Annotated in this window: 12 protein-coding genes; 8 read left to right on the forward strand and 4 right to left on the reverse strand. The window is 38.1% G+C overall.

Going from position 1 to position 12,146, the window contains the following annotated elements; translation table 11 throughout:
• The first annotated feature begins 310 nt into the window (after positions 1 to 310).
• From OK344_RS08170 to OK344_RS08180, 3 genes are read left to right on the forward strand one after another with little or no spacing between them, the layout of a single operon-like run.
• On the forward strand, positions 311 to 844 hold the full coding sequence (locus OK344_RS08170) for a YceI family protein (RefSeq protein WP_265144334.1): 534 nt from the start codon (positions 311 to 313) through the stop codon (positions 842 to 844).
• A 37-nt stretch (positions 845 to 881) separates the two neighbouring features.
• A complete protein-coding gene (locus OK344_RS08175) occupies positions 882 to 2,210 on the forward strand; it encodes a hypothetical protein (protein ID WP_265144335.1) in 1,329 nt (442 codons plus the stop codon).
• A gap of 58 nt (positions 2,211 to 2,268) precedes the next feature.
• The gene (locus OK344_RS08180; RefSeq protein ID WP_265144336.1) at positions 2,269 to 2,778 is read left to right on the forward strand and encodes a YceI family protein; all 510 of its coding nucleotides are present in this window, start codon (positions 2,269 to 2,271) and stop codon (positions 2,776 to 2,778) included.
• Positions 2,779 to 2,861: 83 nt separating this feature from the next.
• Here OK344_RS08180 and OK344_RS08185 read toward each other — a convergent pair whose 3' ends face one another.
• Both OK344_RS08185 and queG read right to left on the reverse strand, forming a co-directional pair.
• Complete coding sequence (locus OK344_RS08185) at positions 2,862 to 3,539, reverse strand: TIGR02117 family protein (protein WP_265144337.1); 678 nt, start codon at positions 3,537 to 3,539, stop codon at positions 2,862 to 2,864.
• 316 nt (positions 3,540 to 3,855) lie between these two features.
• Positions 3,856 to 4,785, reverse strand: a complete 930-nt coding sequence (queG, locus tag OK344_RS08190) for a tRNA epoxyqueuosine(34) reductase QueG (RefSeq protein WP_265144338.1) — start codon at positions 4,783 to 4,785, stop codon at positions 3,856 to 3,858.
• A 101-nt stretch (positions 4,786 to 4,886) separates the two neighbouring features.
• Here queG and OK344_RS08195 point away from each other — a divergent pair, with 101 nt between their 5' ends.
• The 4 genes from OK344_RS08195 (at position 4,887) to OK344_RS08210 (ending at position 7,901) form a co-directional block, all read left to right on the forward strand.
• The gene (locus tag OK344_RS08195; RefSeq protein ID WP_265144339.1) at positions 4,887 to 5,177 is read left to right on the forward strand and encodes a rhodanese-like domain-containing protein; all 291 of its coding nucleotides are present in this window, start codon (positions 4,887 to 4,889) and stop codon (positions 5,175 to 5,177) included.
• Positions 5,178 to 5,426: 249 nt separating this feature from the next.
• A complete protein-coding gene (locus OK344_RS08200) occupies positions 5,427 to 5,990 on the forward strand; it encodes a putative outer membrane beta-barrel protein (RefSeq protein WP_265144340.1) in 564 nt (187 codons plus the stop codon).
• A 110-nt stretch (positions 5,991 to 6,100) separates the two neighbouring features.
• Positions 6,101 to 7,150 carry a glucokinase gene (locus OK344_RS08205; RefSeq protein ID WP_265144341.1) on the forward strand — a complete coding sequence of 350 codons (1,050 nt, stop codon included), beginning with the start codon at positions 6,101 to 6,103 and terminating at the stop codon, positions 7,148 to 7,150.
• Between the two features lie 109 nt (positions 7,151 to 7,259).
• The gene (locus tag OK344_RS08210; RefSeq protein ID WP_265144342.1) at positions 7,260 to 7,901 is read left to right on the forward strand and encodes an alpha/beta hydrolase; all 642 of its coding nucleotides are present in this window, start codon (positions 7,260 to 7,262) and stop codon (positions 7,899 to 7,901) included.
• Here the strand turns inward: OK344_RS08210 and OK344_RS08215 are convergent, their stop codons facing one another.
• Positions 7,902 to 9,566 (reverse strand): ABC1 kinase family protein, encoded by a 1,665-nt coding sequence (locus tag OK344_RS08215; protein WP_265144343.1) that lies wholly within the window; start codon positions 9,564 to 9,566, stop codon positions 7,902 to 7,904.
• Between the two features lie 302 nt (positions 9,567 to 9,868).
• On the opposite strand from OK344_RS08215, the gene OK344_RS08220 reads away from it, so the two are divergent.
• Entirely contained in the window at positions 9,869 to 11,287 is a 1,419-nt protein-coding gene (locus tag OK344_RS08220; protein WP_265144344.1) for an L-serine ammonia-lyase, read from the forward strand.
• A gap of 10 nt (positions 11,288 to 11,297) precedes the next feature.
• Here the strand turns inward: OK344_RS08220 and OK344_RS08225 are convergent, their stop codons facing one another.
• The gene (locus tag OK344_RS08225; RefSeq protein ID WP_265144345.1) at positions 11,298 to 12,143 is read right to left on the reverse strand and encodes a prephenate dehydrogenase; all 846 of its coding nucleotides are present in this window, start codon (positions 12,141 to 12,143) and stop codon (positions 11,298 to 11,300) included.
• Positions 12,144 to 12,146 lie beyond the last annotated feature (3 nt).

Below are 12,146 nucleotides of genomic sequence, written 5' to 3' on the forward strand. Positions count from 1 at the left end.
ACAATATTTTTCTACGTGATTAATTTTATTATCTATGATTTCTATCAGTCATTTTAAATGGGTGTTTAAGTTTGTTTAAATAAAATCTAATTTTTAAAGAGATTTGTTATTTAATAATACGCTAAATAATATTATTGTTGCTTATTTAATTAAAATAATCATTTTTATTTTATAAATTTTTAATAAAAACTGAAATTAGGATATATGTCATGTTAATATTTCTAAATTTATTATTGATTTAATAAATATCGTTTTACCTTTGTTATACAAAATAAGAGAAGATTTATTAAGAATATTAAAATTAGAAACAATGAAAAATTTATCCAATTTCAAAATCTTGCTCTTAGCCTTCGGACTTTTCTCCGGAATGGCAAGCGCCCAGGCGATCAGCAGCAAAACGGTGAAGACTACTGTTTCAGGAACATCTACGATGCACGACTGGACGATGACCTCAACTTCCGGGACTTTTTCAGGTACAGTAGCAGGAAATGCCATCAACAACATTCAGTATAATCTTGGAGCTAAGACCCTGAAAAGTGGAAAAGGTGCGATGGACAGCAATGCGTACAAAGCGATGAAAGCGGATAAATTCCCGAACATCACCTTTACAGCAACTTCTGTGAATATTGGTAAAGGTACCATCACAGGAAAATTAAAAGTAACTGATGTTACCAAAACCGTAAGTTTCCCGGTTACCGTAGCAAAATCAGGCAACTCTTATACGATTACCGGTACTGAAACTATTAAAATGAGCGATTACGGGGTTACTCCGCCTTCTTTTATGATGAATACAGTGAAAACCGGAAATGAAATTAAAATCACGGTTAATGTAACAGCCAACTAAAAATAAAATGATACTAATATATCTAAATTTTAAAAATATGAAAACTATGTTAATGAGAGCTTCAATGCTTGCAGTACTGTTCTCCGGAGTAATTAGTGCACAAGATACTACCACTTCTATGAGAGATTATTTAGCTCCTGAAAAAGCCAGCAGAAATGTATTTGAAGATCCAAAAGGAGCTTCTCCAGAATTCGATGGTGTGAAAGTTTCCGTTGGTGGCGATTTCGCTTTACAGTTCCAGTCGCTTGATCACTCTACAGAAGCACCTTCTTTAGGTACCGTAGGTACTACAACAACTCCTAACACTTTACAGGTGATGGGTAGTGATTTCAACCTTCCTACAGCGAACTTAGATTTGAATGCATACCTTGCTAAAGGGGTAAAAATGCACTTAAGAACATATCTTTCTGCACGTCACCACAACGAAGCCTGGGTTAAAGGTGGATACATCCAAATCGATGATCTTGATTTTATTAAAGAAGGTTTCGCAGCAAATATCATGAAACACGCAAGAGTAAAAGTGGGTATGGATGAAATTAACTACGGTGATTACCATTTCAGAAGAAGTGATAACGCGGAAACCATCAATAACCCATTCGTAGGAAACTTTATCATGGATAATTTCTCTACAGAAGCTTTCGGTGAAGGTTATTTATTCTATAACAACTTTATCGGTATGGTGGGTATTTCTAATGGTAAACTTAACCAGACTGCTGTAAAAGGAACCAACTGGAACTCACCTTCAGTATATGCTAAATTAGGATTCGACAAACAGATCAGCGAAGACCTCAGGGTAAGATTAACAGGATCTTTCATCCAGACTAACGGATTGTCTACAGGTGGTTATCTTTACAGTGCAGACCGTGCAGGTGGTAGATATTACTACGTGCTTTTAACTCAAAACGATTTAATGGGAACCAATAACTACGCAACCGGTAGATTCAACCCAGGATTCAAAAAAATGAAAGCTTTCCAGGTAAACCCATTCGTTAAATATCAAGGTCTTGAATTCTTTGGAGCTTACGAATATGTAACCGGTAACAAAGCGAGTGGTTTAACTGAAAGACCTACAGATGGCGATTACACACAGCTTGCAGCAGAATTGCTTTACAGATTCGGTAACAAAGAACAGTTCTATTTTGGTGGACGTTATAACTCGATCAGCGGCCAGGATGATGACGTTTCCGCAGAAAGAAAAATCGACAGATTCAATATCGCAGGTGGTTGGTTCATGACCAAAAATATCCTTGCTAAAGTAGAATATGTGAATCAGAAATACAACAACGATCCTGTTTGGGGTGCAACAAGCGCACTGAGAGGTGGTAAATTTAATGGGTTGATGTTTGAAGCAACCATAGGTTTCTAATTTTTAATATTTTTTCTGAAAAGGGATTGCTTTCAATCCCTTTTCTATCTTTAATATCATGAAAAATACAATCGCTATACTGCTCCTCATTATCTCTCCAGTAATGTTTTTCGCTCAACAAAACGGAGTGGAAATTAACGGATGGACGAATGTAAATACATTTAAATGCACCAATATTAATTTTAAAAATTCGCCCACGATTTATTCTTTTACAGGAAATCAGCTTCCGAATTTACAGTTACAGGTCAACGATTTCGACTGTAAAAACAGAATGATGACTGCGGATTTCCGTAAAACATTACATTCCGACAAATATCCGGTGCTTACCATTAAATTTTTAAATTTTACCAAAACAGGAGCCAACAGATTTTCGGCAAATGTAGAAGTAAAGATGATGACTGTTACCAGAAAGTATAATATCGAATTCAGCGAATACAAAAACAGTTTGGTAGGCAATAAGAGACTCAAATTTTCAGATTTCAATATCGTGCCTCCTAAGAAAATGGGTGGGATGGTGTATGTGAAAGACGAACTCGATTTATTGTTCAGTCTTGCGATTAAGGATTAAAAAAAATCATATTAAAGACATCAGTACTTTTTTCATCATACATGATATTTTAATGATAACTCTCCGGAAACGGGGAGTTTTTTTTATTGGTAATGCTGAAAAATGCCCCGGTCACTCGGCGTCCAAAGTGCGGCTTTTTGTCCTGCAGCTTTCAGTCCGTTGTTTGTCCACGTATTGCAGGTATTAAGAAAGCTGTAGCGGCCTCTTGCATCATAAAATGCATCGTTGTTGCCGTAAACAGCGTCTGTTTTTATAAGAATTGGTTTCCCTGTCGGATTCCTGTCGAATTTATCCCGGATGAAACCTATTAAATCTAAATACTGTTGTTGTGTTAAAGTAATTTTTTTGCAGTCTTCACCTTCCGTCATCGATTCGTAAAAAGTGCAGTGCATGGCAGATTCGCTCATCCAGAAGGCAGCTTTCACAGCGGTAGAAGGTTTTAGCTCAGCCCACGTCGGGGTGTCCAGATAAAAACCTTTATCTCCCCAACCGATCGATAAATATTTGAAATCGGTTCTTTTAGAGCGGGTATTTTCAAAGGGAATTTCTTTGCTCCAGTCCATCTCCGCCGATTTTACAGGAACCACCAAATCGGTATGAACACCGTTGGTGAGAATGTAAATATCAATATACTTAGGTTGTGTTACAGATTTTGCAGGAACTTCAATGTAAGGGATCAAAAATCCGCAGAGCAGATAAACTCCTATAATGCCGATGATGGCCCAAAATGTTTTTAGAATCGTGAGAACAAATTTCTTCATTCTCAAATGTAAAATAAATTTATCATTAAATTATTCTTTAAATATTCGTCTTTTTGAAAAATATTTTTAAATTTATTAGCGTAAATATTATCATTTATGCCAAAAAAATCTAAATCACCGAAGAAATTAAAAATTCGTGTAAAAGTAGCACCAAAAAGAACACAGAAAAGACACTGATCTTTATGGAAAATTTATTTTCCGGAAGATCATTTTTTTTTTCTTTTAACTTTTTATCAGAATTCAATTCAATCATGTGAAATCATGGTTGCAGAAGTATCTTCTCACTAATTCGGAGTTTTATTGTTCCGAAAAAGCTTTATTCACTCAAAAAATCAATATTTCTTTTCAAGCCTGCGAACTTCGTTCTTTTAACAGGAGATTTACGGAAAATTTCAGAGAATATTTCCTGTGAAAGTTCTTGCCAGTCCTGTTTTCTGTAGTTTTTGAGATGATCATTTGGTTTGAATTTTTCCTGATGATGCGGTACGGAAAACCGGTTCCAGGGGCAAACATCCTGACAGATATCGCACCCGAACATCCAGTCCTCCATCTTATTTTTAAAACTTTCAGGAATTTCGTTTTTCAGTTCAATAGTCGCGTACGAAATGCATTTGCTGCCGTCAATAATTTTATCAGAAACGATGGCCTCCGTAGGGCAGGCATCGATGCATTTTCTGCAGGTACCGCAATGATCGGTGGTTGGCTTATCTTCAGTAAGATCCAGATCGCAGATAATTTCCGCCAGAAAATAAAACGAACCACTTTGTTTGGTGATAAGGTTTGCATTTTTCCCTACCCAGCCAATTCCGGATTTTCTTGCCCAGCTTCTCTCCAGAACAGGAGCCGAATCGGTAAAAACGCGGCAATGGAAATCACCAATTTCTTCTTTCAGCTCCGCCACCATTTCCTCCAGAATTGCTTTTATAATTTCGTGATAATCCTGCCCGTAAGCATATTTTGAGATTTTAAAGGTATCAAAATCTGAAATTTTTTCCTCCGGAAAGTAATTGTAGGAAAGAGAAATTACCGATTTAGAACCTTCCACAAGTAGCGTTGGATCCAGCCTTTTGTCAAAATAATTCTCCATGTACTGCATTTGCCCGTGATAATTATTCTGAAGCCAGTTTTCGAAAGGCCTGGCATCTTCTTCCAGAAATCCCGCTTTTGAAATCCCACAGTTCTGAAAACCAAATTTTTTGGCTTTGGCTTTAATCAGTGCAGAATATTTTTGCGGTAATGTGCTCATTTTTTCTAGTGCAAAACTAACATTATTTCATAAATTTGCTGTGAATCACAGTAAGTAAATCGTAACCAAATCATTTTACATTCACCCTTAAAATTTAATTTATGTCATTAGTAGAAGTATTACAATCAAAAAACTATCATTTAATAGACGTGCGCGAACCTATGGAACTGGAAATGGACGGTCATATTGAAGAAGCACAGAATATTCCTTTAGGCGAGATTGAGGACCGTAAACAAGAGATTCTTAATCTCAGTGGAACAAAAGTCTTTTTCTGCAGAAGTGGTAACAGAAGCGGAAAAGCAATGGAATATTTCAAATCGCAGGGAATGACTGATGTTTATAACGGAGGTGGATATGCAGAGGTGAAGGCAGCTTTAGAAAGTCTTTCATAATCTTTAAAAAATTATAAATGGGCCAGGTTCTAAGACTTGGCTCATTTTTTTTTGCCAAAATGTACGTGTTTGGTAATAAATGACAGAATTTCTATCGTAAAAATATAAACGAATGTTTAAATTTTTAAGTACTGTAACGATTTGTATTTCAGTTAAATGCATATTTGGCGATCGTTTGCAAAGCGCAATGTTATTCAATTTGGCACGATTTTGACAAGTAGAATCCATGTAAAATTAAAATTTGAAATTATGAAATCAATTAAGAAAACAATCCTTGCATTAGGATTAATGACCGCAGGTTTAGTGAGTGCACAAAGTGCTGATATGAGAAACATGCTTAAAGTAGGAGTTAACGGTGGTATCGCTGTTCCTGCTGAAAATGCTGGAGGAACTGTAGGAGTAGATCTTTCTTACCAAAATTTAGTAACTCCTGGTTTCGGTTTAGGTATTGCAACTGGGTACAGCCATTTCTTTGGTAGAGAAAACGGCACCATCGATAACAACGATTTTGGAGTTGTTCCTGTAGCAGCTTTAATCAGAGTTTATCCAAAGCAGACAGGTTTCTATTTAGGAACTGATTTGGGTTACGGTTTCATCGTTGGTGATGATAAGGTAGCTGCAAACAATGCTACTGAAAGACCTGACGGTGGTTTCTACATTAAACCTGAAATCGGATACCACAACAAAGACTGGAATTTCTCCCTTCAGTATCAGAAAACATTTACAGGAGACAAAGGACAGATTGGTGATCAAAAATACAATGCCGGTGCAATCGGTGTAGGTGTTGGTTACAACATTCCTTTAGGAAAATAAAGCCTTAACGCACAGCAATTAATAAAACCTTCTTAAATTTTTTGTTTTAAGAAGGTTTTTTTTTAAGTTTTCTAAAAACTATTATTATCTTTGGTTGATACATTAAAAAGATGGAATCTAAAAATAACTTCAAATTATACCTACCCGCTCTGAATGCTGATTGTAACGCAGATATTTCGCTTGTTGTAGCTGATATTCGTCAGGACATAACCTATGTTGCGCACTACATAACCCAAAACAAAAAGGTTGCCGTGCAGAAAGAAACTGCTTATAACACAAAGGATTTTGCGTCTTTTTCGGAAATTGTCAACCGGTTTATAACTGAATATTCTATCACAAGCATTGATAAGATTGCAGTAGCGGTTCCTGGCCCTGTAATTGCCGGTAAAAGCGAACCACAGCGTCTTTCCTGGACTCTTGACGCAGAAAAAATTAAGGCTGAAACCAATGTAAACAAGGTTTATCTGATCAACGATCTGGAGGCTTCGGCTTATGGGTTGGATAATGATGATGAAAGTGGTTTTCTTACGATTCATCAGTCGGATGATTTTGTACCCGGTAATGTGGCAGTGCTTTCTCCCGGAGCCGGTTTAGGTGAGGCCGGTTTGTTCTGGGATGGTGAATGCCTGCGCCCTTTCGCAACCGAAGGCGGACACTGCGAATTTTCGCCTCGTACCAGCGATGAGGTAGAATTTTACCAGTTTCTGCAGAAAATCTACGGAATTGTAACCTGGGAATCTGTACTATCAACTTCAGGATTGTTTAATATTTACAGATTTTTGCGAGATCTAAAACAGCAAAAGCAGCCAGACTGGTTAACGAAAGAAATCGAAGCAGGAAACTTTACAGAGGCAATTATAAATGGCGCACTGGAAAAACGTGACAGAATCTGTAATATGACCATCGATACTTTTCTTATTTTCCTTGCCCGCGAAGCAAACAGTTTGGTTCTGAAACTGAAGGCAACCGGTGGTTTATATTTAACCGGCGATATTCCTGTAATGCTTCAGAAATATCTCAGCAACGATAAATTTTACAAAAACTTTATCGTAAGCGATAAAATGGAAGTTGTTCTTAAGGATATCCCGATTTATCTCGTGAAAGACCAAAAGACAATAATCAACGGAGCGGCATTGTACGCAGCGTTTTTTACAGAATAAAAATTTTTTCAAATAATATCGATATGCTGGTGAAAGTTACCGCAAAATAATACTTAAAAAATTGAAAGTTAAAGAGCAGATTTACCTGCTCTTTTTTTATTTTTACCTCATGAAAATTTACGTAATTAGTGGACTTGGTGCCGATTTCAAAGTACTCGAAAAACTGAAATTCCCAAAACATCTGGAAGTGGTTTTTCTTGATTGGTTAATGCCGGAAAGAGGCGAAAGTTTTCATCATTATGTAGAACGTATGGCCGAAAAAATCGATGATTCGCAGCCTTTTTATCTGCTCGGATATTCTTTTGGCGGAATCATGGTTCAGGAAATCGATAAAATTAAACCTGCTGAAAAAATCGTGATTCTGGGAAGCATAAAATCCGACAGGGAGAAATCACGATTCATTAAAGTTGGCGAAATCACCAAAATACCAAAATATCTTCCTGAAAATATTTTTACCGAAAAATCAGCTCTTGCCTATGCTTTTATCAGGAGGTTTTTCGATCCGAAAAATCCAAAACTGATGGATTATTTTACGGTTCGTGACCCCTATTATCTAAAATGGAGCATTGAAAAAATTGCAGAATGGAAGTTTAAAGAAAACCCAAAAGTCATTCAGATTTGTGCTGATAAAGACATCGTATTTCCAATAAAATATTCGAAACCAAACTATGTGATTGAAAACGGGACGCATCTTTTTCCGGCAACCAAGCACCGCGAAGTTTCCGAACTTTTAAGCAAAATTTTCAGCTGATTATTTTTTCAGATTTAAATCTTCGTCTTTCATCATCATCCGCAGCACCAGCCAAAGCCCAATAACAGCGGCTGTACAGAAAAAAATCATCGCCAATCCCGGATATCCCAAAATGGTAAAGGTTGATGGAATCCGCATCAGCAGGGCAGCACCAATAATCAGCGCAGCGATGATAACGCCAATTGATATTCTGTTCGCTACTTTCTGAAAACCGTCCGTCAGTCGCTGTTCATCAATCGCGTCTATTTTAATTTCAAATTCGTTATTGGCAAGTTTTTCTGTAATAATGTTAAGTCTTTCCGGCAGTTTTTCGGTGAGCTTTTTTGCTTCCAAAGCTTCTGCGAAGAAGTTGTCGGGTTTCAGTTCCTGAAGCATTTTTTTCTGCATCAGTTTTTCCACATTCCGTTCAATGGCACGCTGTAAATCGTAATCAGGAGTAAGTACCGCCACAATCTGATCCATATTCATCAGTATTTTCCCAAGAATATTAAGCTCCACCGGAAGTTTAATGCTTTTTTCCGCGGCAATTTTATTCATCTGAATCAGCAGTCTTCCTGTCTGTAAGTCTTTTGCAGTTTTGTTCTGTGAATCTAAAACGAGGCGGTTAATTTCTTTTCTGAATCCGGCAAGGTCCGCATTTTTATCGTAATCGCTCATTTTAAGCAGCGTATTGGCTGTTTCCTCTCCATTATATTTACTGATGGCAATAAGTAACTTTAAAATATTTTCGCGCAAATCCGGGCTGAACTTAGCCACCATGCCCAAATCCATGAGGGCAATTTTGTTGTCTTTGGTAAGATGAACATTTCCCGGATGTGGGTCAGCATGGGCAAATCCGTCGAAAATGATCTGTTTCAGATAAGCGGCAACCAGTTCATCAACCAACGGTTTGTAATTGGTTTCTATTCTGGAAATAGGAGAAATTGAGGTTATTTTCTGCCCGTCGATATAATCCATCGTCAGGATTTTCGAGGTAGAGTAGCCTTCAACAGGCTGAGGAATGACGATTTTAGGATACTTCCTGGTATTTTCTCCCAAGGCGATAAGGTTTTCCGCTTCTTTTACATAATCGAGCTCATTAAGCAGAATGAAACGCAATTCATCTAATATCTCATCAACCGCATATTTCTTTGCTGTTTTGCTGTGTTTTACCGCAACGTCTGTAAGCTCTTTTAAGGTATCGAGATCTTCGATGAAATTTTTTCTAACGCCCGGTCTTTGAATTTTTACAGCAACTTTCTTTCCGGAACGCAGAACCGCAAGGTGAACCTGGCCGATAGAAGCACTTGCGAGTGGCTGCACCTCGAAATTTTCAAAAGCTTTAGAAATGCGCTGCCCAATTTCTTCTTCTACAATTTTCTGAACTTCGCTGTACGGAATTTCTTCTACATCATCCTGCAACGATTCCAGTGCCTTCAGATAAGGTTCGGGAATCAGATCTGGCCGTGTGGAAAGCAACTGCCCCAACTTAACGTACGTAGGACCCATATTTTTGAGGTCTTCGGCAAGTTCCTCTGGGTTTTTGTAATCGTGTTCAGAATCATCGAAATTTTCATTGTTTAGTGCATTTTCACTTGCTGCTTTGAAAACATCGCTATTCCAGTATTTCAAAATGAACGAAATAAATTTGGTATAACTGCTGAATTTTTCGGGGATTGTAGACATAATTTATTTTTTGAAATTACCGTTACAAAAACCGTGCTTATTGGGGTTGATTTGTTTTCTGCTTTTCAAGTTTTCTGAAGTATCCTTTGAGAAAAATCTTTTGTTTCACTCACCAATTTCTACAAAAAATGATTTTAGGGGATAATTTATGCGGTCGAAAGCGAACATGCTGCACTACAAAACGATTAGTTCATCGAATTATCTCTATCGAATCTACTCATAATTTGACGAAAATAATGCATTTACGGTGCTGGTTTCTTTTTGTATTTTGGTATCGAATAAAAGGTTATTTTTGCAGCATTATGCAGTCAATAAGTGTTTTTGAAATTATCAAAGTCGGCATCGGTCCATCAAGTTCCCACACGATGGGACCTTGGAACGCGGCTGAAAGTTTTTTAAACTTAATCCGAAGAAGCCATCATATTTCTGAGGTTAAGGAAGTCTTTGTGGAATTTTTCGGTTCTCTGGCAAAAACCGGAATCGGTCACGGAACCGATATTGCCGGAATGCTTGGCCTTTCAGGTGAAAATTTTAAAATGATTGACACCACACTGATAGATTCGAAGATCGAAGACATTAAATCCTCAAACCAGATTAATCTGGGTGGAGAAAAGGTGATTCCCTTTGTTTACGGACATCATTTAATTCTCAATAAACAGCGTTCATTGGATTTTCATCCGAACGGAATGATTTTTAAAGCAGTTTTCGAAAACGGTGAAGAGATTACTCAGGATTATTATTCAATTGGCGGAGGCTTTATTGCGACTCAGGAAGAAAATTCCTATGAGACCCATTGTGTGAGAACACTTTATCCTTGCCATAATGGTGATGATCTTATGAGGAATATTCAAAAATTAGGTCTTAAAAAAATTTCAGATTTAATTTTCATGAATGAAGAATCCTGGCGCCCCAAAGAAGAAACAGAGCAGGAAGCGCTTTATATCTGGCAGCAAATTAAAGAATGCATTTATAAAGGCGTGACGAGAGAAGGTATTTTGCCGGGAGGATTAAATGTTACCCGCCGTGCAGCCGGCTTAAATCAGAAACTTCTGGGCGAAAAAAAATACAGCAACATTAACGAATGGTTTACCCATGTTGTTGAAGCTGAAGAAACATTTACAAATATCAACAAATGGGTTTCGTGCTTTGCTTTGGCGGTAAACGAGGAAAATGCCAGTTTCGGCAGAATTATTACTGCGCCAACTAATGGCGCCAGTGGTGTAATTCCTGCGGTTCTTATGTATTCTCAGGCTTTTACGGCGCACCGCACTGAAGAAGATATTATCCGTTTTCTTTTGGTAGCGGGAGAAATCGGGACTTTATTCAAAAAAAATTCAACCATATCCGCAGCGATGGGCGGTTGCCAGGCAGAAGTAGGCGTGTCATCGGCAATGGCAGCGGCCGGACTTACCGAAATCATGGGCGGAAGTCCAGGACAGGTGTTAATGGCAGCAGAAATCGCCATGGAACACCATTTGGGAATGACCTGTGATCCAATCGCCGGATTGGTTCAGATTCCGTGTATTGAAAGAAATTCGATGGGTGCGATTAAGGCAATTACCGCGGCCAATATTGCGATAGAATCTGATCCCACCAAAGCAAAAGTTTCGCTTGACCAAGTAATACAGTCGATGTGGGATACGGCACAAAGTATGAGCGACCGTTTTAAGGAAACATCAGAAGGCGGTTTGGCGATTGCAGTGAATGTGGCTGAATGTTAAGTTCAGAGAATTATTTATCTAAAATTCCGCGGATTTTATTGGCATTTCGAATGAGATCTTCCAGAAGATCGTAATTCTCTTTTTCCAGGGCTGATTTAAATTTTCGGAGCTGGGAGATATGTTCGTTCAGCACATCCAGCACATTTTCTTTATTCTGTTTAAAGATGGGGACCCACATTTCCGGATGCGATTGTGCCAGACGCACGGTACTCGAAAAACCGGTACTCGCCAATTGGAAAATGGTGTCTTCTTCGCGCTCTTTTTCTAAAACCGTATTGGCAAGCGCATAAGAAGTGATGTGCGAAATATGCGAAATATAAGCAGTGTGAATGTCGTGATCTTCCGCAGACATATAAATCAGATGCATATCCAGATTTTCTGCCGTATTTTCTACTGTTTTCAGCGCGTCTTGCGCGGAATGTTCGCGGTCACATATTACCGCTGCGCGACCTGAAAAACTTTCGGATAATGCATTCTGAGGTCCGGAATTTTCGGTTCCCCACATGGGGTGAAACGCGACGAAACGGTTTCTGTTGACGTGATTTGTTACTGAATTTACAATTCCTGATTTTGTGGAACCTGCATCCATAACGGTTTGCTGCTGTGTCACAAGATCTAGAACTTCTGGCAACAGTTTTTTTGCAGCATCAACCGGAATCGCAATAATAATTAAATCTGAATTTTTCACCGCTTTTTCAAGTGAAGCAATTTCATCGATAATCCCGAGCTTTTTCGCTTCGTGAAGGTGATTTTCGTTCTGGTCAACTCCATAAATGTGTGAAGCAAAACCTTTTGCTTTTAATTTCAGCGCCATAGAACCGCCGATTAATCCGACACCGATAATCGAAATTTTCATCTT

It is taken from the genome of Kaistella yananensis, from assembly GCF_026107505.2.
Taxonomy (GTDB): Bacteria; Bacteroidota; Bacteroidia; order Flavobacteriales; family Weeksellaceae; genus Kaistella; species Kaistella yananensis.

What these genes read in the sequence shown, in the direction of transcription:
- OK344_RS08200 (WP_265144340.1), top strand. Translation starts at nt 5,427, where the DNA reads ATGAAATCAATTAAGAAAACAATCCTTGCATTAGGATTAATGACCGCA.
- OK344_RS08220 (WP_265144344.1), top strand. Translation starts at nt 9,869, where the DNA reads ATGCAGTCAATAAGTGTTTTTGAAATTATCAAAGTCGGCATCGGTCCA.
- OK344_RS08210 (WP_265144342.1), top strand. Translation starts at nt 7,260, where the DNA reads ATGAAAATTTACGTAATTAGTGGACTTGGTGCCGATTTCAAAGTACTC.
- OK344_RS08215 (WP_265144343.1), bottom strand. Translation starts at nt 9,566, where the DNA reads ATGTCTACAATCCCCGAAAAATTCAGCAGTTATACCAAATTTATTTCG.
- OK344_RS08205 (WP_265144341.1), top strand. Translation starts at nt 6,101, where the DNA reads ATGGAATCTAAAAATAACTTCAAATTATACCTACCCGCTCTGAATGCT.
- OK344_RS08170 (WP_265144334.1), top strand. Translation starts at nt 311, where the DNA reads ATGAAAAATTTATCCAATTTCAAAATCTTGCTCTTAGCCTTCGGACTT.
- OK344_RS08175 (WP_265144335.1), top strand. Translation starts at nt 882, where the DNA reads ATGAAAACTATGTTAATGAGAGCTTCAATGCTTGCAGTACTGTTCTCC.
- OK344_RS08195 (WP_265144339.1), top strand. Translation starts at nt 4,887, where the DNA reads ATGTCATTAGTAGAAGTATTACAATCAAAAAACTATCATTTAATAGAC.
- OK344_RS08225 (WP_265144345.1), bottom strand. Translation starts at nt 12,143, where the DNA reads ATGAAAATTTCGATTATCGGTGTCGGATTAATCGGCGGTTCTATGGCG.
- OK344_RS08185 (WP_265144337.1), bottom strand. Translation starts at nt 3,539, where the DNA reads ATGAAGAAATTTGTTCTCACGATTCTAAAAACATTTTGGGCCATCATC.
- OK344_RS08180 (WP_265144336.1), top strand. Translation starts at nt 2,269, where the DNA reads ATGAAAAATACAATCGCTATACTGCTCCTCATTATCTCTCCAGTAATG.
- queG (WP_265144338.1), bottom strand. Translation starts at nt 4,785, where the DNA reads ATGAGCACATTACCGCAAAAATATTCTGCACTGATTAAAGCCAAAGCC.